The sequence below is a fragment of the Microbacterium sp. Y-01 genome (genome assembly GCF_003856715.1).
Classification (GTDB): Bacteria; Actinomycetota; Actinomycetes; order Actinomycetales; family Microbacteriaceae; genus Microbacterium; species Microbacterium algeriense.
In genome coordinates this window covers 1,804,171-1,827,986 of the sequence record NZ_CP024170.1, presented here as the reverse complement: position 1 = coordinate 1,827,986, position 23,816 = coordinate 1,804,171, and the positions used below count along the sequence as shown (strand labels likewise).

The following is a 23,816-nucleotide window of genomic DNA, read 5'->3' as shown; positions in this document are numbered from 1 at the left end:
TCAGGCCGCGATCACGCCGGTGCCGAGGAGAACCAGCAGCACGGTGCCGAGCAGGATCCGGTAGATCACGAACGGCAGGAAGCTGCGCTTCGAGATCCAGTTCATGAAGAAGGCGATCACGCCGAGCGCCACCACGAACGCGATGCCGGTCGCGGCGAGCGTGTCGCCGAACGAGAAGAACGACGGCTCGTCCCAGCTCTTGAACACCTGGTAGAAGCCGCTGCCGAACACCGCGGGGATCGCGAGCAGGAAGGCGTAGCGCGCGGCGGCGGCACGCTCGTAGCCGAGGAAGAGCCCCATCGTGATGGTGCCGCCCGAGCGGGAGACGCCGGGGATGAGCGCGAGCGCCTGGGCGAAGCCGAAGGCGATGCCGTGCGGGTACGTGAGGTCGTCGAGCTTGCGGCGCTTCGCGCCGACGTAGTCGGCTACTCCCAGGAGGATGCCGAACACGATCAGCATGATCGCGACGATCCACATCGACCGCAGCACCGTCTCGATCTGATCCTGGAACAGCAGGCCGAGCAGGACGATCGGGATGCTGCCGATGATGATCAGCCAGCCCATCCTGGCGTCCGGGTCGTTCCGGGGCGCCTTGCCGACCAGCGAGCGGAACCACTGCGTGACGATGCGCACGATGTCGCGCCAGAAGAAGACCACCACGGCCGCCTCGGTGCCGATCTGGGTGATCGCGGTGAACGCCGCGCCTGGGTCCTCCCCCGACGGCAGGAACGTGCCGAGGATGCGCAGGTGCGCGCTGGACGAGATCGGGAGGAACTCGGTGAGCCCTTGGACGATGCCGAGGATCAGTGCTTCGAGCAGATGCATGGAGGGCCTTCAGGTCAGGGTGGCACGGAGCGGGCGGCGCTCAGTACGTGCGCAGCAGATCGGTCAGCACCCGCTGGCCGAAGACAAGCGATTCTACGGGAACGCGCTCGTCGACTCCGTGGAACATGCCCGTGAAGTCGAGGTCGGCCGGCAGCCGCAGCGGGGCGAATCCGTATCCGGTGATGCCGAGGAAGGCCAGCGCCTTGTTGTCCGTCCCCGCGCCGAGCAGGTACGGGATCACCGGCACGCCGGGGTCGTGTCGGCCGATGCTCGCCACCATCGCCTCGACGAGCTCCCCCTCGAACGGCGTCTCCATGCCGATATCGCGCACGACCGTCTCGATGACGATGTCGTCGCCGACGATCTGCTGCAGCTCGGCGAGCACGTCGTCCTCGGTGCCGGGGATCACTCGGACGTCGATCAGCGCCTCGGCCCGCTCCGGGATCACGTTGTGCTTGTAGCCGGCCGTGAGCGCGGTGGGGTTGGTCGTGGTGCGGAAGGTGGAGCGCAGGAAAGCCTCGGCGGGACCGGCGGCCGCCGCGAGGGCATCGGGGTCGTCCGTGCTGCGTCCGCTGAGGGCGCTGAGCCCCTCGAGGAGCGCCTCCGTCGTGGGGGTCAGCCGGAGCGGCCAGCGCGTCCTTCCGATCGCGGCGACGGCCTCCGCCAGCTTCGTCACCGCGTTGTCCTCGTGCAGGCGGCTGCCATGACCGGCACGCCCCTTCGCGACGAGGCGGATCCAGATCAACGCCTTCTCCCCCACCTGCAGCAGATACGCCCGGCGGTCGTCGACAGTGATCGAGTACCCGCCGACCTCGCTGATCGCGGCCGTGGCGCCCTCGAACCACTCGGGGCGATTCTGCACGACGAGCGCCGAGCCCTCGACCCCGCCGTTCTCCTCGTCGGCGAAGAAGGCCAGCACGAGGTCGCGCTCCGGCTGCTCTCCCGCGCAGAGGATGTCCGCGACCGACGTGAGGATCATGGCGTTCATGTTCTTCATGTCGACGGCGCCGCGCCCCCAGAGCATGCCGTCCTTCACGATCCCGGCGAACGGGTCGACGCTCCAGTCCTCGGCCATCGCCGGCACGACGTCGAGGTGGCCGTGCACCACGAGGGCCGGCTTGCTCCGGTCCCTGCCCGGGACCCGTGCCATCACGTTCGTGCGGCGCGGGATCGGCTCGTAGTACTCGACCTCGAGGCCGAGACCCTGGAGATAGGCGCCGACGTACTCGGCGGCCTCTCGCTCGCCCTTCGCGTTGCCCCCGCCGAAGTTCGAGGTGTCGAAGCGGATGAGGTCGCTCGCGATGCGGGCGACCTCCGGGAGGGAGGGATCGGTCATGTGCTCCAGGCTATCGAAACCGCACGCCACGCCCGGGCGGAGGCCTCGGTTCGAGAGGCCGTGGAGGACGTGGTAATGTCATTCTTCGGTCGGCAACGATCATCCAACACCTGCGCGGGTGGCGGAATGGTAGACGCGCTACGTTGAGGTCGTAGTGCCCGTAAGGGCGTGGGGGTTCAAGTCCCCCTCCGCGCACAGGAACAAGAAGGCCCCGGATCCCAGGATCCGGGGCCTTCTTCGTTCCCTCTTCGCCGTGGAGAAGCCCCGCCGTGGTCGGCGGGGCATCTCCTCAGACCGCCCCCACCCCGAACAGCAGGCCGAGGGCGTAGGTGATCGCGGCCGCGCCGAAGCCGATCGCGAGCTGACGCAGTGCGCGACGCAAGGGCGGGCCTCCGGAGAGGACGCCCACCATCGCGCCGGTGCTCAGCAGCGCGATCCCGACCAGCACCAGCGCCAGCACGATCGCGACCGTCCCCTGCAGGCCGAAGATCCAGGGCAGGACCGGGATGATGGCCCCGGAGGCGAACAGCAGGAAGCTCGAGATCGCCGCCATCCAGTCGCTGCCGACGATCTCATGGTCGTCTCCGCCCGCGACGCGCACCGGGCCTGTCGCCGCGTGCCGCACGCCGGCCTGGGCTGCGGTCACGATCCGGCGGGCTCGGTCGAGCGACTCGGCTGGATCCATGCCCCGCGCCCGGTAGACCAGGGCGAGCTCGTTCTCGTCGATGTCGAGGTCACCGGCCGAGGCCGCCGCGTCCTCGTTCGCCTCGGTGGCGGCCAGGAGCTCCCGCTGCGATCGCACCGACACGAACTCCCCCGCGCCCATCGAGAGCGCACCGGCGAGCAGTCCCGCGATGCCGCTGAAGAGCACGAACCCCGAGCTGACACCCGTGGCGCCGATGCCGAGGACCAGCGCGAGGTTGCTGACCAGGCCGTCGTTCGCCCCGAACACCGCGGCGCGGAACGACCCGGACAGACGGCGACGGCCGCGGGCGGCGAGTCCGCGCACGACCTCATAGTGGACCTTCTCGTCCGCGCGCATCGCCGGCGTGGCGTACTGCTCCGCGTCGTACGGCGACCGCGCCTCCTCGCTCTGCGCGAGCGCCAGGACGAAGATCGAACCGAATCGGCCGGCCATCCATCCCAGAAGCCGCGAGCGGATCCCGGCGCGGGGCAGACGGGCGGGCGCGCCGCCGAGCAGATCGAGCCAGTGCTGCTCGTGACGACGCTCCGCCTCCGCCAGGCTGAGGAGGATCTCGCGCTCCTCGCCCTCCCGACGCGCGGCGAGCCGCTGATAGACTGCGCCCTCCGCGCGCTCCTCGACGAGGTATCGAGCCCACCGCCGGCGATCGGCAGCAGTCGGTTCGGGGGCGCCAGGCGCTGTCATTCTTCCTCCAGATGTCACGGAGCCCGGTCCGCGGGCAACCGTTCCACGCTAGCCGCGGAGGCGCTGGGGAGCCGCGTCAGGACGCGGATTGACAGCATTTCGGGCATCCGAACACCGGCGCCGCGCGTCGTCGCCTCGACGTGCAGGGACGGTCAGGAGCGGACGCGTTTGCGCAGCACTTCGATGCGCGCCTGCAGCTGGGTCACGGTCGCCTGCGCCACCGCAGGACCGCCGCAGATGCGGCGCAGCTCGGCATGCACGGCGCCGTGCGGTTCGCCCCTCTGGCGGGCATACAGCCCGACCAGGCTGTTGAGCAGTTGGCGCTGCTCCTTCAGCGTGCGATGGAGGGGCGGCGGGAGGGTGGTCGACTCGGTCGGTCCGGCGGACGCCTCCCGTGCTTCGCGCAGTCGGGACTGTCGCGATTGACGCTGCATGAGCAGCTCGTGGACGTGCTCCGGCTCGAGGAGGCCGGGGAACCCGATGAACTCCTCCTCCTCCGGCGTGCCCGGCTCCGCGAGCTGACCGAACTCCTGCCCCTCGAAGACCACGCGGTCGAAGTGCGCGACCGACGACAGCGCCTGGTAGGTGAACTCCTGCGTCAGCGCGTCGGAGGTCTCCTCCTCGCGGTTCGCGCTCTCCAGCAGGGAGTCGTCCAGCCCGTCGTCCTCCTTGGACTGGCGATCGAGCGCATGGTCGCGCTGCTTGTCCATCTCATTCGCGAGCCCCATGAGCACCGGGACCTGAGGCAGGAACACGCTCGCCGCCTCACCGCGTCGGCGGGCTCGCACGAAGCGGCCGATCGCCTGGGCGAAGAACAGCGGGGTGGACGACGACGTCGCGTAGACGCCGACCGCGAGCCGGGGGACGTCGACACCCTCGGACACCATCCGCACCGCGACCATCCACCGTGCGTCGCTGGCGCTGAACTTCTCGATGCGCTCCGACGCCGTCGCGTCGTCGGAGAGCACGATCGTGGGCTGCTGTCCCGTGATGCTGTGCAGGATCTTCGCGTACGCCCTGGCGACGGTCTGATCGGTCGCGAGCACGAGTCCACCGGCGTCGGGCACGTGGTGGCGGATCTCGGTGAGGCGCCGGTCGGCTGCCGACAACACGGCAGGCATCCACTCGCCCTCCGGATCCAGCGCGGTGCGCCAGGCCTGGGAGGTGACGTCCTTCGTGTTGTCCTGGCCGAGGTGCGTCTCGAGCTCGTCGCCCGTGCTCGTGCGCCAGCGCATCCTGCCCGCGTACATGTGGAACAGCACGGGGCGCACGACACCGTCGGCGAGGGCGCGTCCGTAGCCGTAGTTGTAGTCGGTGCGCGACACCCGTGCGCCGGACTCGTCGGGGTGGTACTCGACGAAAGGGATCGGTGCCGTATCGCTGCGGAACGGGGTTCCGGACAGCAGGAGGCGCCGTTTCGCGGGACCGTAGGCGTCGCGGATGGCGTCACCCCAGCTGAGGGCGTCTCCGCCGTGGTGCACCTCGTCGAGGATCACGAGGGTCTGCGCATCCTCGGTGAGGTGCCGGTGCACGGAGGACTTGGCGGCGACCTGCGCGTACGTCACCACGGCGCCGTGATAGTGCCGGGCCGGCGCCCAGTCGCTGTTGCGGAAGCGCGGGTCGAGGCGGATGTGCACGCGCGCGGCGGCGTCGGCCCATTGCGTCTTGAGGTGCTCGGTCGGCGCGACCACGATGATCCGGTTGACCTCGCCCATGCGCATGAGCTCCACTGCGAGGGTCAGCGCGAATGTCGTCTTGCCGGCGCCGGGCGTCGCGGCGACCAGGAAGTCGCGCTGGTCCGCCTGGAAGTACTGTTCGAGCGCCTCCTGCTGCCAGGCGCGCAGCTTGCTTGCGGTACCCCACGGAGCACGCTGGGGAAAGGACGGAGAGAGCATCGACTCCACGATAAACGCTGTCGGGGACACCGCGTCGCACGCCGCGTGTCCGGCGCGCGCCCTCCCCTCACCACGTTGCGGCGGGTAGGCTCGGTCACTGCGCTGCGGTCGCCGCCGCAGCGCGGATCGTTCGTGAAGGAGAGCGGGATGACCGATCAGGATTCGACGCGGACCCCCTACGTCCCCAACGAGACGGCGCACCCGTGGCGCCGGTTCGTGGCGATCGGCGATTCGTTCACCGAGGGCATCGGCGACCCGGACCCGGCGGCACCCGGTGGTCACCGAGGATGGGCGGATCGTGTCGCCGAGGTGCTCGCGGCGCAGGTGGAGGACTTCGCCTATGCGAACCTCGCGGTACGCGGCAAGCTGATCGCGCAGATCGTCGCCGACCAGGTCGAGCCCGCCGTCGCGCTGCACCCCGATCTGGTGTCGATCTGCGCCGGCGGCAACGACGTGATCCGCCCCGGCACCGATCCCGACGCGATCGCGAACCAGCTCGAGGACGCCGTGGCCCGGCTGTCGTCGACCGGGGCGGCGGTGCTCCTGTTCACCGGGATCGACACCGGCTTCACCCCCGTGTTCCGCCCGTTCCGCGGCAAGGTCGCGATCTACAACGAGAACGTGCGGGCGATCGCCGAGCGCCACGACTGCATCGTCGCCGACCAGTGGGCGCTCAAGGTCGTGCAGGACATGCGCTTCTTCGACGACGACCGGCTGCACTACAACGCGCTCGGCCATCACGAGGTGGCGCGTATGGTGCTGCGGGCGCTGAACGTCCCGAACGACCTGGAGGCGATGCAGCCCGAGCCCCTCCCGCTGCGCACCTGGCGCGCGGCGCGCTCGGAGGATCTCGGCTGGGCGCGCGAGCACCTGGTCCCCTGGGTGCTGCGCCGGCTGCGCCACCAGTCGTCGGGTGACCACATCGCGGCCAAGCGCCCCGAGCCGGCCCCCGTCATCCTGCCCGAGCGCGACTGACGGTCAGCTCTTCAACGCCCAGAGCGCGACGGCGGCAGCCGAGGCGACGTTGAGCGAGTCCACTCCCCCGGACATCGGGATCGTCACCACCGTGTCAGCGCTCTCGATCGCCGCCCGCGAGAGCCCGTCCCCCTCCGAGCCCAGGACCAGGGCGACGCGCTCCGGGCGCCGAGCGACGTAGGCGTCGAGCGTCACGGCATCTTCGCTCAAGGCGAGGGCGGCGACGTCGAAGCCCGCCCTGTGCAGGTCCGCCACAGCCGACGCCCAATCCGGCATGCGGGTCCACGGCACCTGGAAGACGGTTCCCATGCTCACCCGCACGCTGCGGCGGTAGAGCGGATCGGCGCACCGCGGAGAGACAAGCACAGCGTCGGCGCCCAGCCCGGCCGCCGCGCGGAATGCGGCGCCGACGTTGGTGTGATCGCCGATGTCCTCCAGCACCAGCACGAGCGAGGCATCGGCGAGCACGTCGTCGACGGCGGGCAGCGACGGTCGGTGCATCGACGCGAGTGCGCCGCGGTGCACGGCGAAGCCCGTCACCGCCTCCGCCACGGCATCCGGCACGACGTAGACCGGGACGTCGACCGTGTCGAGCAGGTCGCGCATCCCCTCCACCCAGCGCCGCTGCACCATCACCGATCGCGGGCGGTGCCCGGCTTCGACAGCGCGCGCGATGACCTTCGCGGACTCCGCGATGTACAGACCGCCCTCGGGCTCCCGCGCCGCGCGGAGTGCGGTGTCGGTGAGCGAGCGGTAGTCGTCGAGCCGAGCATCGTCGGCGTCGTCCAGATGCAGGAGTTCCACCCGACCACTCTGCCATCCGGAGCGCGCTCCCCCGCGTCGAGGACAGGGCGCGGGGTCGGAAGCGCCCCGTAGACTTGCCGGAGGAGGTCCTGTGAGCGTGTCGAGCCCCGCCGAGCTGTCGGCCGCTGTCGCCCGCGCCGCCGACCTGCTGCGGGGCAGGCGCATCGCCCTCCTCACCGGGGCCGGCATCTCCACCGACTCCGGCATCCCTGCGTACCGCGGCGAAGGCGCCAGGACCCGCAGCGATCCGATGACGATCCAGACCTATCTCGGCGACGAAGCGGCCCGCCGCCGGTACTGGGTGGGCGGTCACCTCGGGTGGCGCGCCTTCGCCCGTGCCGAGCCCAACGCGGGGCACATCGCCCTCGCCGAGCTCGAGGCGGCGGGGAGCGTCTCCGGCGTCATCACCCAGAACGTCGACGGACTGCATCTGCGCGCGGGCAGCTCGCACGTGATCGAGGTGCACGGCACGATGCGCCGGGTCCTCTGCCTGCACTGCGGCCAGGTGTTCGACCGCCGCGACATCGCGGTGCAGATCGAAGAGCTCAACCCGTGGATCACGGTCCCGGAGAACGTGGCGCTCAACCCCGACGGCGACGTCCTCCCGGAGACCACCGACGGTTTCATCGTCCCCGTCTGCACCGTGTGCGGCGGGATGCTGAAGCCGGACGTCGTGTTCTTCGGGGAGCACGTTCCCCAGGGGCGGTTCCGTGCGGCGGAGTCCCTCCTGCGATCGAGTTCGGCGCTCATCGTCGCCGGCTCGTCGCTCGTGGTGAACTCGGGCGTGCGCCTCGTCGAGCGGGCGCGGCGACGCAGCATCCCCCTCATCATCGTGAACCGCGAACCCACCCGCGCGGACGCCTGGGCGGATCTCACGATCGCCGCCGGTACCAGTGACGTCCTTCCCGCCCTCCAGGAGCTGCTCCCGTGACCCACCTCACCCTCATCCGCCACGGTCAGACCGACTGGAATCTCGCCCGGCGGATCCAGGGGTCCACCGACATCCCCCTCAATGACACCGGCCGCGAGGATGCGCGCTGGGCGGCGGAGAAGCTCGCCGGGAGCACGCACCACGCGGTTTACACGAGTCCGCTGCTGCGCGCGCGGGAGACCGCCGAGATCATCGCGGAGCGGCTCGGCCTGCAGATCACGGGCATCGTGCCCGACCTGCGCGAGCGCGAGTTCGGCGACGGAGAGGGAATGCTCGTCCCCGACTACATCCAGACCTACGGGGACTGGCACGCCGAGGTCCCCGGCGCCGAGTCCCTCCACGAGGTCGGAGAGCGCGCGATCTCAGCTCTGCACGCGATCGCCAGGGAGGCGCGTCGCCGTTCCTCGCCGCGTGCCGAATCCGTCCTCGTCGTCGCCCACGGCGGCGTCATCCGCGCCGTGATCGATCACGTCTCCGGCGGGACCCTCCCGCGCGACGGCGAGGTGCTGAAGAACGGCTCGGTCCATCGCTTCGTCGCCGCGCCCGGGTATCTGCGACTTCTCGAGGAGAGCCCGGTCCTCTGATCCGCCCCCCTCTCCGCGCTCAGCCGGCGCGGACGATGACCGAGCGGGCGTGGCGGAGCACGGGCTCGTCGACCATGCGTCCTCGGAAACGGAACACGCCCCGCTCCCCCTCGGCCGCGGCGAGGATGTCGCGCGCCCAGGCGACCGTCGCCTCGTCCGGCCGGTAGGCGGCGCGGATCACCTCGACCTGTGCCGGGTGGATGCACGCGGTCGCTCGGAACCCGGAGGCGACCGCATCGCGAGCCTCCTCCTCGAGTCCGGCCACGTCGTCGATGTCGATGTGCACCGCGTCGATCGCCGCCTTCCCCTGCGCCCCGGCTTCGAGCAGGACCCGCGATCGGGCGTAGCGGGCGATGTCCCGGTAACCGCCATCCGGGCGCCGCGACGACGTCCCGCCGAGCGAGGCCACCAGGTCCTCCGCCCCCCACATCATGCCGACGATCCGGGGGTGTGCCGCGATCTCCGCCGCCGCATGGATGCCGCGCGCCGTCTCGCACAGCGCGATCACGGAATAGTCCTCCGAGAACGTCGAGAGGGCGTCCGCGCTCTCCGTCTTGGCGACCATGACCGTGCGGAAAGCGGTTCTTGCCACCGCTTCGAGGTCCGCGCCGAAGTCTTCACCCGCCGGGGCGTTCACCCGCACGATCACGCGTGCGGGGTCGAGGTCTGCGGCGACGAGGTGCTCCCGCGCGGCGGCTTTCGCCTCCGGGAGCACCGCGTCCTCGAGATCGACGATCACGGCATCGGCGCGGTCGAGCGCCTTGCCGAACCGCTCCGGGCGATCCGCAGGGCAGAACAGCAGCGCCGGTCCGAGGTCGAAGGTCATGACGCGCCCCCTTCCGGCAGACGGTGCACGAGCACGGTCCGGACGGCCGTCGCCACCACCGTGTCGTCCTGATTGCGGCCCGTGTGCGCGATCGTCACGATCCCCTGACCCGGTCGCGACGAGGAGAGGCGCTTGTCCACGACGACGCTCTCGGTGTACAGCGTGTCACCGGCGAAGAGCGGATGCGGGAAGGCGACGTCGCCGAGGCCGAGCTGGGCGACCAGGGTCCCCTGCGTCAGCTGTGCGACCGATGAGCCCACCATCGTGGAGAGCGTCCACATGGAGTTCATCAGCCGCGCGTGGAAGGGTGCCTGGGCATCGGCGAACGCGGCGTCGAGGTGGAGTGCCTGGGTGTTCATCGTCAGCGTCGTGAACAGCACGTTGTCCGCTTCGGTCGCCGTGCGGCCCGGCCGGTGCAGGTACCGGGCATCGACCGCGAACTCCTCGTAGTACAGCCCCCTCTGCAGGATGTCGGTGGTCGTCACGTCGGCTCCTTCCGGTCGCTCCGAGCGGCGCATGAAGCCACGCTACCCGGCCAGTCCGAGACCCCGGGCGATCACGAGCAGCTGCACCTCGGTGGTGCCCTCGCCGATCTCGAGGATCTTCGAGTCACGGTAGTGGCGGGCGACCGGGAACTCGTTCATGAAGCCGTTCCCGCCGAAGATCTGCGTCGCATCCCGCGCGTTGTCCATCGCGGCCTCTCCGGCGACGAGCTTGGCGATCGCCGCCGCCTCCGCGAACGGCTTCCCGGCATCGCGCAGACGAGCGGCGTGGTGCCAGGCCAGCCGGGCCGTGTGCACACGTGCTCGCATCCGGGCGAGCGTGAACTGGGCGTTCTGCCGCGTGCTGAGCGCACTGCCGAAGATCGTGCGGCTCTTCGCATAGTCGACGGCCGCCTCCAGGCATCCTTCCGCGGCCCCGGTGGAGAGCGCCGCGATGGCGATCCGGCCCTCGTCCAGGATGCTGAGGAAGTTGCGGAAGCCGCTCCCCCGCTCGCCCACCAGGTTCGCCGCCGGCACCCGCGCGCCGTCGAAGGTCAGCGGATGCGTGTCCGACGCGTTCCAGCCGACTTTGTCGTAGGGCGCCTCGACGGTGAACCCCGGCGTGCCGTTCGGGACGATGATCGTCGAGATCTCCTTGCGACCGTTCTCGCTCCCGGTCACGGCGGTGACGGTGACGAAGCGGGTGATCGGCGTCCCCGAGTTGGTGATGAACTGCTTGGATCCGTCGATCACCCACTCGTCGCCGTCGAGCCGGGCCGTGGTCCTGGTGGCGCCGGCGTCACTGCCTGCTTCGGGTTCGGTGAGCCCGAATCCTGCGAGTGCGCGTCCGGCCAGCAGGTCGGGAAGCAGCTCCTGACGCTGTGCGTCGCTGCCGAAACGGTGGATCGGCATGGCGCCGAGGCTCACGCCCGCCTCGAGCGTGATGGCGATGGACTGGTCGACGCGGCCGAGGGCCTCGATCGCGATGCCGAGCGCCATGTAGTCGCCGCCCTGCCCGCCGTACTCCTCGGGGAACGGGAGCCCGAACAGCCCCAGATCCCCCATCTGCGAGACGACGTCCATGGACAGGGTGTGCGTCCTATCAGCCTCATAGGACTGCGGCGCGACCACGGTGTCGGCGAAATCCCGCACCATCGCGGCGAGCTCGCGCTCCTCCTCGGACAGGTCTTCCATGCTCATCTCTCCTCCGTCGTCACGCGGGCGACCGGCTGATCGCGCCGCACCTGATCGCCCACCGCGACCAGCAGCCGCACCACGCCGTCGTGCGGCGCGAGCACCTGATGCTCCATCTTCATCGCCTCGATCGAGACGAGCGGGGCTCCGGCTGAGACCTCCGCTCCGTCCGTCACATGCACCGCCACGACGCTCCCGGGCATGGGGGCTCGTCCCTCCGGCTCCGTGGCTGCCGATCCGGCGTCGCCGTCGGCGAGACGGCGACGCAGCCGGGCGCGCCTGTCGAGGGGGCGCAGGCGCACCGTCCGCCCCTCTTCCGCCACCCAGACCGCACGGTCCGCGTCCACGGCCGCACGGACGCCCTGCGGCAGAGCGCCCGCCGCGCCGTCGTACTCCACGAGCTCCTCGGAGTCGGTGAGCACCGCGAACGGAGCGCGCTCCGCATGATCCGCGCCCAGCCGCCAACCCGGCAGATCCCGCCACAGCGGACTCGTCCGGATCGGAGCCTCCGTCCGGCTCGCGGCGGCCGCGGCGGCGACCTGCGCGCGCGACGGTGCCTGCGGCTCGATCGGGAGCAGGGACTCGATGAGACCGGTGTCCAGATCGCCGGCGATGACACGCGGGTTGCGGCACAGCGTGCGCAGGAACGCGATGTTCGTCTCGACGCCCAGCACGACCGTGCGGGACAGCGCCTCGTCCAGCCGCGCCAGTGCGGTCTCGCGATCCTTGGCGAAGGCGATCACCTTCGCGATCATCGGATCGTAGAACCCCGTCACATCGCTGCCGGTCTCGATGGCCGCGTCCACCCGCACTCCCGGGGGCGCCTCGAACAGGAGCACCGAGCCGGTGGACGGAAGGAAGCCGCGCTCCGGCGACTCGGCGTACACGCGGGCCTCCACCGCGTGGCCGTGCACGTGCACGTCGATGTCGAGCGCACGCCCGTCCGCCGCTCGCAGCTGCAGCGCGACGAGATCGAGGCCGGTGACCTCCTCCGTCACGGGATGCTCGACCTGGAGCCGGGTGTTCATCTCGATGAAGAAGACGTCGTCGGGCGCGTCGGCGTCGATCAGGAACTCGACGGTCCCCGCCCCGACGTACGCGACGCTCTCGGCCGCCAGCACCGCGGCGGAGAGCAGCCGCTCTCTGGTCGGCATCGGGATCCCGGCGGACGGCGCCTCCTCCATGACCTTCTGATGCCGACGTTGCAGGGTGCACTCGCGCTCGCCGAGAGCCACCACCTTCCCGGTCGCGTCGCCGAAGACCTGCACCTCGATGTGGCGCGGGCGACGGATCAGTCTTTCCAGGATCAGGGAGTCGTCCCCGAACGCCGCCGAAGCAACACGGCGAGCCGAGGCGAGTGCGGATGCGAGTCCTCCGGCATCGGAGACGACCTCCATGCCCTTCCCGCCGCCGCCGGCGCTGGGCTTGACCAGAAGGGGGTAGCCCACCCGCTCCGCTTCTTCGGCGATCTCCAGGTCGGAAAGGCCCTTCGCGTCGAAGCCGGGCACGACCGGGACGCCGTACCGCAGGACGTGCTCCCGGGCGCGCGCCTTGTCGCCCATGATCTGGAGCGCCTCGACCGAGGGCCCGACGAAGACGATGCCGCTCTCCGCGCACGCCTCCGCCAGTCCGACGCTCTCGGACAGGAAGCCGTAGCCGGGGTGGATCGCCTGCGCACCGGTACGGCGGGCGGCCGCGATCACCGCATCGATGTCGAGGTAGGACTCGGCTGCGGGCGCCGGCCCGATCCGGACGGCGACATCGGCTTCGAGCACGTGGGGTGCCGCGGCGTCGGCATCGCTGTAGACCGCAATGCTGCGGATGCCGAGCGCCCGCAGCGTGCGGATGACGCGCCGGGCGATCTCGCCGCGATTGGCGACGAGCACGGTGTGGAAGGAGACAGCTCGGGAGGAAGACATCGCACTCACATCCGGAAGAGGCCGAAGCGCGGCTCGGGCAGGGGGCTGCGGGCGACCACGTCGAGGGCGAGACCCAGCAGGTCGCGGGTCTGCGCGGGATCGACGATGCCGTCGTCCCACAGCCGCGCGGTGGCGTAGTACGGCTCGCCCTGCTGCTCGTACTGCTCGCGGATCGGGGCCTCGAAGGCCGCACGCTGCTCGTCGCTCCAGCTCTCTCCGCGCCCGACGAGCTGGTCCTCCTTGACCGTGGCGAGCACCGAGGCCGCCTGAGGGCCGCCCATCACGGAGATCCGGCTGGCCGGCCAGCTCCACAGGAACCTCGGTGAGTACGCCCGCCCGCACATCGAGTAGTTCCCGGCGCCGAACGACCCGCCGATGATGACGGTGAGCTTGGGAACGCGCGTGCTGGCGACGGCCGTGACCATCTTCGCGCCGTCCTTCGCGATGCCGCCGGCCTCCGCGTCGGAGCCGACCATGAACCCGGTGATGTTCTGCAGGAAGAGCAGGGGGATGCCGCGCTGGTCGCACAGTTCGATGAAGTGCGCGCCCTTCAGGGCCGATTCGCTGAAAAGGACGCCGTTGTTGGCGATCACGCCGATCGGATGCCCGTGCAGTCGCGCGAACCCGGTCACCAGTGTGGTGCCGTACTCGGGCTTGAACTCGAGGAAGGTGTCGGCGTCGATCAGTCGCTCGATGACCTCGTGCACGTCATAGGCGGCGTTGACGTCCACGGGCACGACGTCGTACAGCGAGCCCTGCTCGGACGGGGCACGGCTCTCCGCCACGTCCCACGCGGGTGCGACGGGCGGCGGGAGGGTGGCCACGATGTCGCGGAGGATCTCGAGCGCGTGCTCGTCGTCCTCCGCGAGGTGATCGACGACGCCGCTGCGGCGGGCGTGGAGTTCTCCACCGCCGAGCTCTTCGGCCGTGACGACCTCGCCGATCGCGGCCTTGACCAGCGGTGGGCCGCCGAGGAAGATCGTGCCCTGCCCGCGGACGATGATCGTCTCGTCGCTCATCGCCGGTACGTAGGCGCCGCCTGCCGTGCAGGAACCGAGCACCGCGGCAAGCTGCGGGATGCCGGCCGCCGACATCCGGGCCTGGTTGAAGAAGATGCGTCCGAAGTGCTCGCGGTCGGGGAACACCTCGTCCTGTCTGGGCAGGAAGGCTCCGCCGGAGTCGACGAGGTAGAGGCACGGCAGGCGGTTCTCCAACGCGATCTCCTGCGCCCGCAGGTGCTTCTTGACCGTGAGGGGGAAGTACGTCCCGCCCTTCACGGTCGCGTCGTTGCACACGACCATGACGTGTCGGCCGTGGACCAGTCCGATCCCGGCGATGACGCCGGCTCCGGGAGCCTCTCCCCCATACAGCCCGTGGGCCGCGAGCGGCGCCACTTCGAGGAACGGGCTGCCCTCGTCGAGCAGGCGTGCGACGCGGTCGCGGGGAAGCATCTTGCCCCGAGCGACATGCCGCTCGCGCGACGATTCCGGGCCTCCCCTGGCGGCGACGGCGAGACGGTCGCGCAGCTCCTGCGCCAGGGACTCCTGGGTAGCGGGCATCGTGATGTCCTCCTCGACCCACGTCCGCGCGGCCGAGGGCCTGGCGCGGTGCATGCACTTTCGGTTAGTGTTCACTAACCCGATGCTTCAGGTTAGCGAGGATTAACTGAGATGACAACCCCGGTCACCGCACGGGATCGCGCGAAGGCGGAGCGCTCCGACGCCCTTCTGCACGCGGCTGCACGTCTCTTCGCCGCCCGGGGCTACAGCGGGGTGAGCCTCGAGGAGATCGGTGCAGCGGTCGGCGTGTCCGGACCCGCGGTGTACCGGCACTTCGCGGGGAAGCAGGCCCTGCTCGGCGCCGTGCTGATCAAGGTCAGCCAGGACCTGCTGCGCGGCGGCGACGAGGTCGGCACCGACGTGTCCGAACCCGAGAAGCGCATGCACGGACTGATCCGCTTCCACGTCGACTTCGCGCTCGGCAATGCCGAGGTCATCCAGGTGCAGGACCGTGACGTCGCCTACCTGTCGGACAGCGATCGAGCCGAGGTGCGTCGTCTGCAGCGCGCGTACATCGAACTGTGGATGGACGCCCTCGCCGCTCTCGACGAGACCCTCGCCGACGACAGGGACGCCCTGCGGCTCCGGGTCCAGGCCTGCTTCGGACTGATCAACTCGACTCCGCACAGCACCCGCGCGACCGCGCGGCGACACTCCGCCACCGCGAGCGTCCTGATCGCGATGGCGGAGGCGGCGCTGCGCGCAGCTACGCGAGGAGCATCGCCCGACCCGGATCCTCCAGGAGGCCCGCGACCGACGTGAGGAAGGCCGCGCCTTCCGCGCCGTCGACCAGCCGGTGGTCGAACGAGAGACTGAGCGTCATGATCTCGCGCAGGGCGATCTCGCCCCGGAACTCCCACGGCTGTCGCCGCACCGCTCCGACCGCGAGGATCCCGGACTGACCGGGCGGGAGGATGGGGGTGCCGGCATCGACGCCGAACACGCCGATGTTCGAGATCGAGAAGGTCCCTCCGGCCAGCTCCGCAGGCGAGGTCCGGCCTGCGCGTGCGGTCTCCGCGAGCGCGGTGATCGCATCGGCCAACTGCGGCAGCGTCATCCGCTCCGCATCCCGGATCATCGGCACGATCAGCCCCCGATCGGTCGCGGCGGCGATCCCGAGGTCCACGAAGTGGTACTGCACGATCTCGCCCGCGGCCTCGTCCCATCGGGAGTTGAGTCCCGGCGCGCGGCCGAGGGCGAGGCAGACCGCCTTCGCCACCACCGCGAGCGGTCCGATGCGGTGTGCCGCGAGTGCCTTGTCGCCGCGGAAGCGAGCGATCATCTCCATCGTCGCGGTGACGTCGACCGTGTGGAAGACCGTCACATGCGGTGCGGTGAACGCGCTCTGCACCATCGCCGCCGCCGTGTGCTTGCGCACGCCGCGGATCGGGATGCGCGTCTCGCGCTCCGCCCGGTCGAGGCCGGCCGCCGTCCCCGGCGCCGCGGGAGCATGTGGCGATCCGACGTCCGTCCGCGGTGCCGTCGCGGCACCGACCCGCTCCGCATACGCATCCACGTCGCCGCGGGTGATCACGCGGTCTCCGGCCTCGGCGGCCACCAGGACGAGGTCGACACCCAGGCGCTTGGCGTGAGCGCGGACGGGCGGCGTCGATCGGGGCCGCTCGATCACGGCCTCGACGGCAGGGGACGGCGAGGCGTCGTGCGGAGCCGCTTCGAGCACGGCGGTGTCGACCGGTGCCGCCGCCGCGCCGACACGACGAGCTCGTCGCGCGGGACGGCCGGACGTCGCGGGGGCGGCACCGTAGCCGACGAGGTTCGGCTGAGCTTTCTCCGCGGAACCTTCGGAGTCCGGCGCATCCTCGTCGCCCTGCACGTCGAAGGCGATGAGCGGAGCGCCCACCGCGACGGTCTCCCCCGCGTCGGCGTGCAGCGTCGAGACGGTGCCTGCATAGGGCGATGGCAGCTCCACCACCGCCTTGGCGGTCTCGACCTCGGCGAGGGTCTGGTTCAAGGTCACGGCGTCACCCGGGGCGACGAGCCACTGCACCACTTCGGCCTCGGTGAGGCCCTCTCCCAGGTCTGGCAGACGGAACTCTGCGATCATGCGTCCGCTCCCGTCAGGCTGTTCGGTCGGTCCAGCACCCGGTCCACCGCGTCGAGCAGTCGATCCAGGTCAGGCAGGTGATACTTCTCGAGCTTCGCCGGCGGGTAGGGGACGTCGTGACCCGTCACGCGCAGCGGCGCGGACTCGAGGTATTCGAAGCAGCGTTCCGTGATGCTGGCGATCACCTCGGCGGCGACACCGGCTTCCCTCGACGCTTCATGGGCGACGACCACACGCCCCGTCTTGCGCACGGAGGCGGCGACGGAGTCGTAGTCGACCGGGGACAGCGACCGCAGATCGATCACCTCGAGCGAGATGCCCTCGTCTTCCGCGGCCTCCGCAGCCTGGAGCGCGGTCGACACCATGGCGCCGTATGTGATGAGGGTCGCGTCGGTGCCGGCGCGCACCACCCGGGCGAGTCCCATCGGCGGGGCATCGGCGAGCGGCGCGTCCAGTTCGACCTCCCCCTTGTGGTGGTAGAGGCGCTTCGGCTCGAAGAAGATCACCGGGTCGTCGGACGCGATCGCCTGCCGCAGACTCCGGTACGCGTCCTGCGGGTTGGAGACCGCGACGACGCGAAGGCCCGCGGTGTGCACGAAGTAGGCCTCCGGCGATTCCGAGTGATGCTCGGCGGCACCGATCCCACCCGCCCACGGGATCCGGATGGTGAGGGGCATCTTCACCCGTCCCTGCGTGCGGTAGTGGAGCTTCGCGACCTGCGCGACGATCTGGTCGAACGCCGGATAGACGAAGCCGTCGAACTGGATCTCGACGACCGGGCGGTAGCCGCGGAAGGCCAGACCCACCGCCGTGCCCACGATCCCGGACTCCGCGAGCGGAGTGTCGATCACGCGTGCGGCGCCGAACTCGTCGAGGAGTCCGTCGGTGATGCGGAAGACGCCGCCGAGCCGGCCGATGTCCTCCCCCAGCAGGACCACCTTGTCATCGTCCTGCATCGCACGGCGGAGCCCGGCGCCGAGCGCCTTTCCGAGAGTCATCTCGGTCATGCTCACACCCCGCTCTCGAATGTGGCGAGGTACGCGGCGTACTCCGCGCGCTGACGGTCGAGTCCCGCGTGCGGCTCCGCATACACGCCGTCGAACACGGCCAGTGCGGGGCGGGTGACCATGCCGAGGCACGCCGCGCGCATCTCCTTCGCGACCGCATCAGCGGCCGCCTGCGTCTCGGCGACGTCGTCATCGCTCAGCTCCCCCGCGGCACGGAGGTGCGCCTCCAGCCGGGTGATCGGATCGCGGCGACGCCAGGACGCGAGCTCGGCCTCGTCACGGTAGCGCGTCGGGTCATCCGCCGTCGTGTGCGGACCCATCCGGTACGTGACCGCCTCGATGTACGCGGGCCCCTTGCCGGATCGCGCGTGGTCGAGGGCCCATCGCATGGCCGCCATGCAGGCGAGCACGTCGTTTCCGTCGACGCGGACGCTCGGGATCCCGAATCCGGGGGCGCGGCCGGCGATCGGGTACTGGGACTGGACGGTCACCGGCTCCGAGATCGCCCAGTGGTTGTTCTGGCATACGAACACGACGGGCGCCTGGTACGAGGACGCGAAGATCATGGCCTCGTTGACGTCCCCCTGGCTGGTCGCGCCGTCTCCGAAGTACGTGACGGCGACCTCGTCGGTCCCGTCGTGCTGGATGCCGAGCGCATACCCCACGGCGTGGAGCGTCTGTGCGCCGATGATGATCTGCAGCGGTGCCATCCCGAGCACGGCCGGATCGTAGGAGGCGCCCTCCTCGCCGCGCCACATCCGCACGTAGTCGGCGGGCTGCGCGCCGCGGGAGTAAATGACGCCGGTCTCCCGGTAGCTGGGGAAGACGAAGTCCTGCGGCGAGAGCGCCCGTGCCGTGCCGATCTGCGTGGCCTCCTGCCCCTGGCACGGCGCCCACAGCCCGAGCTGCCCCTGCCGCTGGAGAGCGACGCCCTCGGCGTCGATGCGACGCAGGATGATCATGTCGCGGAGCAGCGAGCGCAGCTGGGCGTCATCGACGTCGGCGACGAACGGGTCGAGCCGGGGATTCGGGACGCGACTGCCGTCCGGAGCCAGGATGCGCTCGGAGAGCTCCAGATCCTGCGCGGTGTCTGCGATGGGGGTGATCTGCGGCGACATCATCGTCCTCCTCGTCCCGAGCAGCCCCTCGTGAGGGCCACTCTTTGACGCCGGCGTCATCACCGGCACGCTCTGAGCGTACGTCTGCTCAACACCTCGCTCAAGCAATTGCATGGCCTCTGAGCATGTTGCTCAATTCTGCGGCAACCCCACCTGCTAGGGTTTGGCACTATGCCTGGACTGGACCGCACCGATCTCGAGCTTCTCGCCGCTCTCGCCGATGATCCGCGCATCACCGTGGTCGCGCTGGCCGAGAGCCTCGGACTGTCACGGAACACGATCCAGGCGCGCATGGCCCGTCTGGAGCAGAGCGGGATCTTCCTGTCCTACGAGCGATCCTTCGCGCCGGAGGTGCTCGGGTTCCCGCTGCAGGCGTTCGTGAGCATCGGTGTGCGGCAGACCGAGCTTCCACGCATCATCAACGAGCTCGCGAGGATCCCCGAGGTCGTCCAGGCGCACGGCCTGAGCGGATCCATCGATCTGCTCGCGCGGGTGGCGTGCCGTGACGCACGGCACCTCTTCGACACCGATGCGCGCATCCTGTCGATCGAAGGCGTGGAGCGCACCGAGACCTCGCTCGCGATGGGCGAGGTCATCCCGTTCCGGGTCGCCGGCCTCATCGGCCTCGCGCGACGGGAATCCTGAGGAAGCGCCGAATGGCTCCGGCCGCCTCAGCCGGAGTCTCGTAGTGGATCAGGTGACCGACGTGCGCGATCTCCACCAGGGACGCGTCCGGAAACAGCGTCGCGAGCGTACGCTCGGCCTCGATCGGCGTGATGTCGTCGCGCTCGGCCGCCACGAGCAGGGTGGGCGCCTGGATAGCCGGAGCGAACTCACGCACATCGTGTGAGACGCTCGCGACGAAGGCGTCCCTCAGCACGTCTCGATCGGAGAACCGGGAGAAATAGGTGTCGTGCTGGTCGTGGATGAAGCGACGGAGCACGGGATCCCCCGTCTTCGCCATCGTGATGCTCATGACCCGGACGATGATGCGGTTGCGCAGCAATGCGGTGCCGAGCTTCTCCGGAAGGCGCGCGCCGAGCGCGTAGTACAGCACGGCCAGACGGGTCATCACGCCCTTCGGCCCCTCGAGAGCGGGAGCGCCGATCGGGTTGAGCAGGATCAGACGAGGGGTGGACAATCCCTTCGCGACCGCAGCGGAGGCGACGATCGAGCCGAAGGAGTGACCGAGCACGACGGCTCCCGGCGCCACGGTCGCGGCGAAGTCCCTGAGCCACCCGGCGTACTCGTCGAGATCATGACGGCGCCCCGGCAGCGGGGCGGATTCGCCGAATCCGGGGAGATCGGGGGCGATCACACGCACCTCCGGCAGGAACGCCAGAACAGGCTCGAGGCCATGGTGCTCCCCGCGGAAACCGTGCACCGCGATGACGGTCGTCTCCGCGTCCTCCGGGCCGTAGACCCAGTACGCGGTGGTGCCCCCTCGCACAGCGACCTCGTGTCGCGTGACCGGCAGTCTTCCGAGTCGCTCTGCATAGGGAGATGGCACGGTCATGCTCCGAGTCTACGAGCCTCGCGGCCACCAGGCGTGTCGGCGGTCGGCCCTATCGTGGGAGACGTTCCCAGCCGCCGTGGTTACACTCGGAATCGCTCTCGGGAGCGACGTCACGAGGAGCAGCATGCGGTTCACGTCCACGGATCTGGCACAGGTCGAGGCCACCTGGCAGCAGTTCGTGCCGTCCTCCTCCCTGCAGGACGCCGATCCGCGTCGCTTCCGATTCGACTGGCACTCGGAGGAGCTCGTGAGCGGTTCGCTCGTGAACTACCGCCTCGCCGCTCAGGTCCATTCGAGGGCGGAACCGGTGGACCAGATCCTCGTCTGCCGTGTCGATGCCGCTGACGCGCGCGTGTGGTCGCGCGGCCGGTCTCTCGACGCCGGTCGCCCGTGGATATCCGATGGCGCCCTGATCGAGGCGAAGTGGGATCGCGCCGCCCGCGTGCGCGCCTTCGTCTTCGACCGCCGTGCGGCGCAGCAGAGCGCCCGGCTGCTGACCGGCGACGATCGCCTGGAGCTGCGCACGACGGGACTCTCACCGCACTCGGCCGACGCCGCACGCAGTTGGGAGCGCGCGTTCGCCTACATCGAGAGCGCCATGGAGGATGCGCAGGCGGAACCCCTCCTCATCGCCGAACTGGAGCGGCATGCCCTGATGATGACGCTCTCGGCGTTCCCCACGACGTTCGGCGAGACATCGACGCGGCCTGTCCAGCGAGGCGCAGCGCCATCGACGGTCCGACGCGCGCTCGCTTTCATCGATGAGAACGCCCACCTGGCCATCACGATCGACGACGTCGCAGCGGCTGCGTTCATCTCGACCCGGGGTCTCCAGTACGCGTTCCGTCGAGCCCTCGACATCACCCCTGCCGAGGCGCTGCGCCGAGCCCGCCTCGCCGGCGCACACCGGGAACTCCGCCAAGGCGTCGGTCCCTCCGTCAGCGCGGTCGCCCGCCGGTGGGGTTTCAGCAACTCCTCGCGCTTCACCGCGGCGTATCGCCAGGCATACGGCGCCGCACCGCGGGTCGCGGAGGTGTGACAGCGAACGAAGATTCTGTTCGCGTCCGACGGCGGGTCGCCGTGCATGCCCTGCGTGGGGCGATTTATTGGCTAGAGTTCGAAATACCCCGTCCGCGTATACCGGTCGGCGAATCCCCGTCGAGGAGTTCCATGTTCCGTGCCCCGCACATCGTCGAAGGACCGGCCCGCTGATGGGCAGTCTCTACTACGGCGACGCGCAGACTCCGATCCAGATCGAGGATCGCGCTCTCGCCCATCTCAAGGTCGTCATCGCGACGAAGCTGCGTCGGAACGAGAGCTTCACGCTGTCATGGCGGCACCCTGACGGCGACGCGCCCGGACGCTCCACGCTGTGGCTGCACCCGTCGATTCCGCTGCGTTTCGTCTTCCAGGAGCCGGAGACGCCCGAACTGAGCCGCCGGTGGATCGAGGAACTCGCCCACTCCGCGAACTCGAGCGGGGGCATCACCCTCGTCGAGGAGCATCTCGAGGCACCTGTCGAGTGACGAACGGGGTGGGAGGGCAGAAGCCCTCCCACCCCGTCATCCGCGGTGGGTCACAGCGTGTCGTCGCCGCTGGAGCTGACCGAGCGGCGCGTGGTCGGCTCACCCGTCGCCGGGTCGACGTAGGTCCGGGAGACGCTCTCCGTCCGGCGGCGGCGTGCCAGCAGCACGATGCCGATCAGGAAGATGATCACGCCTGCGCCCATCAGGATGTAGCCGACCATGTCGAGGTTCACCCACGGCACATCGACGTTCACCGCGAAGACGAGGATCGCTCCGATCACGAAGAGTGCGATTCCGCTGCCGATGCTCATGTTGCCTCCTGTCTGCGGCGCAATGCCGCGCCTCTCGCAGGATGGCGGGCGCAGACGGACACGGGGAGGGGCTTGACACGAGACCGCAGTCTCGTCTCGTGTCTTCGCCTGTGCCGATGCGTCAGCGGGTGTAGCCGTAGGACTCGACCCGAGGGAAGGCGAGTCCGTCGCCATCGCCGTGCCAGATCCCGGTGAACGCGATAACGACCCTCTCGCCGGAGGCCAGCGGTCCCCTCCAGGTGACGGTGTCCCGGGACGCCGTGGCGCCTCCGACGGTCGCGCCGAGGCTCGCCGTGTCCCAGCTGGAATCGTCGAGCACCCCGCCGAGGCCGAACACCATCTCGCTCTTGGTGGAGTCGACGCTGCCGTTGTTGACGAACTCCATCCGGTAGGTGACGACGTCGCCAGGACGCGGATCGGTGGGACGCGAGTTGAAGGTGTACTGGAACGAGAGGCATGCCGGATTCAGCGCCTGCACGACAGCACCGGAGCCCCCGCTTCGCACGACGGTGTCCGACGCATCGCCAGAGGTCACCGTGCTCGCACTGGCCGCGCTCCCGCTTGCGACAGCGCCCAGGGCGAGTGCGGCGGCCACCCCTCCGTTGAGCGCACGTCGGCGGATCGAAGTCGTCTTGTTCACGGTGGTGCCCTTCTGTCTTCACCTCCGCCGTGCGGTCGACGGGGACCGACCGTGCCGTTCCGAGGAGCACGAGCGGTCCCCGTCCGCCGGGACGGTGGCCGGAGGTGAGGCGCCACCCCGCCCGGCGCCCGGTGCCGCGCACCGGGGGTGAGGAGAGGATGACCCTCACAGTGAGGTGACGCCTCGGAGGTGTTTCGATTACGCGCAGCGCACGAGCGCGCTCCGTGGGCGATCACATTCCAGCATCCCGCTACGAAGCTCGCTGACGTCCTTCTGGGCTTCCCGCGCTCGTGCAAGCGTGCTGTCACGCTCCTCCCTGTTCGACAGGACAGGGACGCCTGAGGAAAGGGACGCGATGCACACGACGATTCTGACCAGCCTGGCCGCGGGGCTTCTCGCCGCGACCCCCGTTCTTGCGGCTCAGCCACCGGCCGCGTCCGACCCGACGCCGGCTCCCCCATGCGTGTCGGGCGCAGCTGCGGCGTGTCCCACCTTCCACTACGCCTGGGACATGGCATCCGGGTGCGTGCCGGGTGCGTCGGCGGGCTGTCCCGCTTTCGACGAAGCCTGGGACGGGGCGGCCGCCGATCCCTCTCCCGGCCAATGGACGCTCTTCCGGATGGTGTTGGCGAACAACAGCCGCATCGACGCGCCGAACGCCCTGTTCGTCATCCGGCTGGGCAGCGTCCGGGACGACGCCTACACGTCCTTTCCGATCCGATCGACAAGCGGCCGCTGGGGCATCCGCGAGGACCCGGACCCCGGTCCCGATGTTCGTGAGTCCGATGAGAAGCTGTTCTGGAGCGGTCCCCTCGCGGCCGGCGAGAGCGTCGCCGTCACATTCTGGGGAATCTGGCGAGGGACCGGAGACGGACTCCCCAACCCGACCGTCGAGTACTACGGCGCCGCTCGATAG

General features: G+C 70.1%; 24 protein-coding genes and 1 tRNA gene. 9 read left to right on the top strand and 16 right to left on the bottom strand.

Annotated features, from left to right (window positions below):
- A complete protein-coding gene (locus CSX12_RS08595) occupies positions 1-825 on the bottom strand; it encodes an undecaprenyl-diphosphate phosphatase (protein ID WP_017202088.1) in 825 nt (274 codons plus the stop codon).
- Positions 826-865: 40 nt separating this feature from the next.
- Complete coding sequence (locus CSX12_RS08590; protein WP_124895518.1) at positions 866-2,161, bottom strand: M20/M25/M40 family metallo-hydrolase; 1,296 nt, start codon at positions 2,159-2,161, stop codon at positions 866-868.
- Between the two features lie 112 nt (positions 2,162-2,273).
- Between CSX12_RS08590 and CSX12_RS08585 the strand changes: the two genes are divergently transcribed.
- Positions 2,274-2,356, top strand: a tRNA-Leu gene (locus CSX12_RS08585).
- A gap of 94 nt (positions 2,357-2,450) precedes the next feature.
- On the opposite strand, the gene CSX12_RS08580 is transcribed toward CSX12_RS08585, so the two are convergent.
- A complete protein-coding gene (locus tag CSX12_RS08580; protein ID WP_017202086.1) occupies positions 2,451-3,548 on the bottom strand; it encodes a VIT1/CCC1 family protein in 1,098 nt (365 codons plus the stop codon).
- Positions 3,549-3,700: 152 nt separating this feature from the next.
- A complete protein-coding gene (locus CSX12_RS08575; protein WP_124895517.1) occupies positions 3,701-5,443 on the bottom strand; it encodes a DEAD/DEAH box helicase in 1,743 nt (580 codons plus the stop codon).
- Between the two features lie 147 nt (positions 5,444-5,590).
- Between CSX12_RS08575 and CSX12_RS08570 the strand changes: the two genes are divergently transcribed.
- Positions 5,591-6,418: an SGNH/GDSL hydrolase family protein gene (locus CSX12_RS08570; RefSeq protein WP_017202084.1), complete on the top strand. Its 828-nt coding sequence runs from the start codon at positions 5,591-5,593 to the stop codon at positions 6,416-6,418.
- A 3-nt stretch (positions 6,419-6,421) separates the two neighbouring features.
- Here the strand turns inward: CSX12_RS08570 and CSX12_RS08565 are convergent, their stop codons facing one another.
- Entirely contained in the window at positions 6,422-7,222 is an 801-nt protein-coding gene (locus CSX12_RS08565) for an RNA methyltransferase (RefSeq protein ID WP_124895516.1), read from the bottom strand.
- 91 nt (positions 7,223-7,313) lie between these two features.
- Here CSX12_RS08565 and CSX12_RS08560 point away from each other — a divergent pair, with 91 nt between their 5' ends.
- Positions 7,314-8,153 carry a Sir2 family NAD-dependent protein deacetylase gene (locus CSX12_RS08560; protein ID WP_124895515.1) on the top strand — a complete coding sequence of 280 codons (840 nt, stop codon included), beginning with the start codon at positions 7,314-7,316 and terminating at the stop codon, positions 8,151-8,153.
- A complete protein-coding gene (locus CSX12_RS08555) occupies positions 8,150-8,737 on the top strand; it encodes a histidine phosphatase family protein (protein ID WP_017202081.1) in 588 nt (195 codons plus the stop codon). The genes CSX12_RS08560 and CSX12_RS08555 overlap by 4 nt, the downstream gene beginning before the upstream one ends.
- Before the next feature lie 19 nt (positions 8,738-8,756).
- Here CSX12_RS08555 and CSX12_RS08550 read toward each other — a convergent pair whose 3' ends face one another.
- The 5 genes from CSX12_RS08550 to CSX12_RS08530 are packed head-to-tail and all read right to left on the bottom strand — an operon-like array spanning position 8,757 to position 14,717.
- Complete coding sequence (locus CSX12_RS08550; RefSeq protein WP_124895514.1) at positions 8,757-9,563, bottom strand: CoA ester lyase; 807 nt, start codon at positions 9,561-9,563, stop codon at positions 8,757-8,759.
- Positions 9,560-10,081 (bottom strand): MaoC family dehydratase, encoded by a 522-nt coding sequence (locus CSX12_RS08545; RefSeq protein WP_164479552.1) that lies wholly within the window; start codon positions 10,079-10,081, stop codon positions 9,560-9,562. The genes CSX12_RS08550 and CSX12_RS08545 overlap by 4 nt, the downstream gene beginning before the upstream one ends.
- A gap of 9 nt (positions 10,082-10,090) precedes the next feature.
- The gene (locus tag CSX12_RS08540) at positions 10,091-11,245 is read right to left on the bottom strand and encodes an acyl-CoA dehydrogenase family protein (protein ID WP_017202078.1); all 1,155 of its coding nucleotides are present in this window, start codon (positions 11,243-11,245) and stop codon (positions 10,091-10,093) included.
- On the bottom strand, positions 11,242-13,158 hold the full coding sequence (locus tag CSX12_RS08535) for a biotin carboxylase N-terminal domain-containing protein (RefSeq protein ID WP_124895512.1): 1,917 nt from the start codon (positions 13,156-13,158) through the stop codon (positions 11,242-11,244). Before CSX12_RS08535 ends, CSX12_RS08540 begins: the two co-directional genes overlap by 4 nt.
- A gap of 5 nt (positions 13,159-13,163) precedes the next feature.
- Positions 13,164-14,717, bottom strand: a complete 1,554-nt coding sequence (locus tag CSX12_RS08530) for a carboxyl transferase domain-containing protein (protein WP_241160591.1) — start codon at positions 14,715-14,717, stop codon at positions 13,164-13,166.
- Positions 14,718-14,828: 111 nt separating this feature from the next.
- Here CSX12_RS08530 and CSX12_RS08525 point away from each other — a divergent pair, with 111 nt between their 5' ends.
- Entirely contained in the window at positions 14,829-15,479 is a 651-nt protein-coding gene (locus CSX12_RS08525; protein ID WP_017202075.1) for a TetR/AcrR family transcriptional regulator, read from the top strand.
- Here the strand turns inward: CSX12_RS08525 and CSX12_RS08520 are convergent.
- Genes CSX12_RS08520 through pdhA form a run of 3 tightly spaced genes read right to left on the bottom strand, consistent with a single transcriptional unit; the run spans position 15,424 to position 18,907 of the window.
- Positions 15,424-16,782 (bottom strand): dihydrolipoamide acetyltransferase family protein, encoded by a 1,359-nt coding sequence (locus tag CSX12_RS08520; protein WP_124895510.1) that lies wholly within the window; start codon positions 16,780-16,782, stop codon positions 15,424-15,426. The genes CSX12_RS08525 and CSX12_RS08520 overlap by 56 nt on opposite strands.
- Positions 16,779-17,789, bottom strand: a complete 1,011-nt coding sequence (locus CSX12_RS08515; RefSeq protein WP_026049705.1) for an alpha-ketoacid dehydrogenase subunit beta — start codon at positions 17,787-17,789, stop codon at positions 16,779-16,781. Before CSX12_RS08515 ends, CSX12_RS08520 begins: the two co-directional genes overlap by 4 nt.
- A gap of 2 nt (positions 17,790-17,791) precedes the next feature.
- A complete protein-coding gene (gene pdhA, locus CSX12_RS08510) occupies positions 17,792-18,907 on the bottom strand; it encodes a pyruvate dehydrogenase (acetyl-transferring) E1 component subunit alpha (RefSeq protein ID WP_164479626.1) in 1,116 nt (371 codons plus the stop codon).
- 171 nt (positions 18,908-19,078) lie between these two features.
- Between pdhA and CSX12_RS08505 the strand changes: the two genes are divergently transcribed.
- Positions 19,079-19,552 (top strand): Lrp/AsnC family transcriptional regulator, encoded by a 474-nt coding sequence (locus tag CSX12_RS08505; RefSeq protein ID WP_017202071.1) that lies wholly within the window; start codon positions 19,079-19,081, stop codon positions 19,550-19,552.
- Here CSX12_RS08505 and CSX12_RS08500 read toward each other — a convergent pair.
- Positions 19,524-20,423 carry an alpha/beta hydrolase gene (locus CSX12_RS08500; RefSeq protein ID WP_026049704.1) on the bottom strand — a complete coding sequence of 300 codons (900 nt, stop codon included), beginning with the start codon at positions 20,421-20,423 and terminating at the stop codon, positions 19,524-19,526. The two genes, CSX12_RS08505 and CSX12_RS08500, sit on opposite strands and share 29 nt — an antisense overlap.
- 124 nt (positions 20,424-20,547) lie before the next feature.
- Between CSX12_RS08500 and CSX12_RS08495 the strand changes: the two genes are divergently transcribed.
- Together CSX12_RS08495 and CSX12_RS08490 are read left to right on the top strand one after the other, a co-directional pair.
- Positions 20,548-21,462: a helix-turn-helix domain-containing protein gene (locus tag CSX12_RS08495; protein WP_124895508.1), complete on the top strand. Its 915-nt coding sequence runs from the start codon at positions 20,548-20,550 to the stop codon at positions 21,460-21,462.
- 172 nt (positions 21,463-21,634) lie between these two features.
- Positions 21,635-21,949, top strand: a complete 315-nt coding sequence (locus tag CSX12_RS08490) for a hypothetical protein (RefSeq protein WP_017202068.1) — start codon at positions 21,635-21,637, stop codon at positions 21,947-21,949.
- 50 nt (positions 21,950-21,999) lie between these two features.
- On the opposite strand, the gene CSX12_RS08485 is transcribed toward CSX12_RS08490, so the two are convergent.
- Positions 22,000-22,260, bottom strand: coding sequence for a DUF6458 family protein (locus tag CSX12_RS08485; protein WP_017202067.1), 261 nt, complete (start codon positions 22,258-22,260; stop codon positions 22,000-22,002).
- A 121-nt stretch (positions 22,261-22,381) separates the two neighbouring features.
- The gene (locus CSX12_RS08480; RefSeq protein WP_124895507.1) at positions 22,382-22,900 is read right to left on the bottom strand and encodes a hypothetical protein; all 519 of its coding nucleotides are present in this window, start codon (positions 22,898-22,900) and stop codon (positions 22,382-22,384) included.
- A gap of 355 nt (positions 22,901-23,255) precedes the next feature.
- Between CSX12_RS08480 and CSX12_RS08475 the strand changes: the two genes are divergently transcribed.
- Positions 23,256-23,816, top strand: coding sequence for a hypothetical protein (locus tag CSX12_RS08475; protein WP_124895506.1), 561 nt, complete (start codon positions 23,256-23,258; stop codon positions 23,814-23,816).

Excerpts from the sequence above, each read along its gene's own strand:
- CSX12_RS08505 (WP_017202071.1), top strand. The coding sequence starts at position 19,079 with ATGCCTGGACTGGACCGCACCGATCTCGAGCTTCTCGCCGCTCTCGCC.
- CSX12_RS08590 (WP_124895518.1), bottom strand. The coding sequence starts at position 2,161 with ATGACCGATCCCTCCCTCCCGGAGGTCGCCCGCATCGCGAGCGACCTC.
- CSX12_RS08535 (WP_124895512.1), bottom strand. The coding sequence starts at position 13,158 with ATGTCTTCCTCCCGAGCTGTCTCCTTCCACACCGTGCTCGTCGCCAAT.
- CSX12_RS08520 (WP_124895510.1), bottom strand. The coding sequence starts at position 16,782 with ATGATCGCAGAGTTCCGTCTGCCAGACCTGGGAGAGGGCCTCACCGAG.
- CSX12_RS08570 (WP_017202084.1), top strand. The coding sequence starts at position 5,591 with ATGACCGATCAGGATTCGACGCGGACCCCCTACGTCCCCAACGAGACG.
- CSX12_RS08475 (WP_124895506.1), top strand. The coding sequence starts at position 23,256 with ATGCACACGACGATTCTGACCAGCCTGGCCGCGGGGCTTCTCGCCGCG.
- pdhA (WP_164479626.1), bottom strand. The coding sequence starts at position 18,907 with ATGTCGCCGCAGATCACCCCCATCGCAGACACCGCGCAGGATCTGGAG.
- CSX12_RS08550 (WP_124895514.1), bottom strand. The coding sequence starts at position 9,563 with ATGACCTTCGACCTCGGACCGGCGCTGCTGTTCTGCCCTGCGGATCGC.
- CSX12_RS08525 (WP_017202075.1), top strand. The coding sequence starts at position 14,829 with ATGACAACCCCGGTCACCGCACGGGATCGCGCGAAGGCGGAGCGCTCC.
- CSX12_RS08515 (WP_026049705.1), bottom strand. The coding sequence starts at position 17,789 with ATGACCGAGATGACTCTCGGAAAGGCGCTCGGCGCCGGGCTCCGCCGT.
- CSX12_RS08540 (WP_017202078.1), bottom strand. The coding sequence starts at position 11,245 with ATGAGCATGGAAGACCTGTCCGAGGAGGAGCGCGAGCTCGCCGCGATG.
- CSX12_RS08595 (WP_017202088.1), bottom strand. The coding sequence starts at position 825 with ATGCATCTGCTCGAAGCACTGATCCTCGGCATCGTCCAAGGGCTCACC.
- CSX12_RS08530 (WP_241160591.1), bottom strand. The coding sequence starts at position 14,717 with ATGCCCGCTACCCAGGAGTCCCTGGCGCAGGAGCTGCGCGACCGTCTC.
- CSX12_RS08490 (WP_017202068.1), top strand. The coding sequence starts at position 21,635 with ATGGGCAGTCTCTACTACGGCGACGCGCAGACTCCGATCCAGATCGAG.
- CSX12_RS08485 (WP_017202067.1), bottom strand. The coding sequence starts at position 22,260 with ATGAGCATCGGCAGCGGAATCGCACTCTTCGTGATCGGAGCGATCCTC.
- CSX12_RS08580 (WP_017202086.1), bottom strand. The coding sequence starts at position 3,548 with ATGACAGCGCCTGGCGCCCCCGAACCGACTGCTGCCGATCGCCGGCGG.
- CSX12_RS08545 (WP_164479552.1), bottom strand. The coding sequence starts at position 10,081 with ATGCGCCGCTCGGAGCGACCGGAAGGAGCCGACGTGACGACCACCGAC.
- CSX12_RS08495 (WP_124895508.1), top strand. The coding sequence starts at position 20,548 with ATGCGGTTCACGTCCACGGATCTGGCACAGGTCGAGGCCACCTGGCAG.
- CSX12_RS08500 (WP_026049704.1), bottom strand. The coding sequence starts at position 20,423 with ATGACCGTGCCATCTCCCTATGCAGAGCGACTCGGAAGACTGCCGGTC.
- CSX12_RS08575 (WP_124895517.1), bottom strand. The coding sequence starts at position 5,443 with ATGCTCTCTCCGTCCTTTCCCCAGCGTGCTCCGTGGGGTACCGCAAGC.